Genomic DNA, 826 nt, shown 5'->3' with positions numbered 1-826 from the left:
CATCGTCGTTTATAAAAAATCCTGTCCCTTGTCCTCTGCTTGATTTTATGGTGACAACTTTTGGTAAAGACTTACTGGCAATGTCTTTTATTGAGGCATCTTCCTCTACATCCTTAGCTAATATTTTAAAATTTGGAACTTCCCATTTTTTAAGTGACTTTTTGTAAAGTATTGAAAGTTTTTCTACAGTTTCTTCTCCGATAGGAATCACTCTGTTATTGATTCTGAGGGATAAGCCTTTAAAGTCTTGAGTATCTTTTATTTGATCTACAAATTTGTTAGGAAGTATAAATTGACCATCATCTCCGTAAAGAGTGTAATTTTCATTCTTAAATTTCAACTCTAAAGGAGATCTTAAATTCCCACTATCAATTACATTATCAACAATACATCCAAAAATTCCACAATTAGTTCTTATAAAAAAAGCTCCTTGAACATAATCCGTACTCCATTTCGTTAAGACAGTATATTCGTTTGGAATTAAAAGTTTGTAATCCCTATCAAAAACAACATATTCAACGCTTTGATCGAAACTAGATTTTAATTTGACAATATTGTTGTAAGGAATTTTTGGATTAACAGTTGAAGACCAATTAATATCACTATCCATTTCAATAACCATTAATCCAGTTTCAGGATCTAAAATGGTTTCCTCTTTTTTTGATTTACCAGACTCACCTTTGCATTTGGGTTTATTTTTATGGACAGGTGACTTACAGTTTAATTCTGCTGGCTTGGAGGGTTGGGAAATGAAAATTTGAGTAGAGAATAAAAGTAAGATCGATAATATAGTTTTACTCATGCCAAACCAAATCTTATTGAAAAT

Annotated in this window: 1 protein-coding gene; it reads right to left on the bottom strand. The window is 31.0% G+C overall.

Annotated elements, in window-relative coordinates; all coding sequences use genetic code 11:
* Positions 1 to 802 (bottom strand): hypothetical protein (locus AMO19_RS03455; protein ID WP_146255926.1); only part of this gene is annotated, 802 nt, incomplete at its 3' end.
* Between the last annotated feature and the right edge of the window lie 24 nt (positions 803 to 826).

Source organism: Prochlorococcus marinus (assembly GCF_001180245.1).
GTDB classification, from domain to species: domain Bacteria; phylum Cyanobacteriota; class Cyanobacteriia; order PCC-6307; family Cyanobiaceae; genus Prochlorococcus_A; species Prochlorococcus_A marinus_F.
The sequence above is the reverse complement of the archived record's forward strand: the minus strand, read 5'-3'. Positions and strand labels throughout refer to the sequence as shown.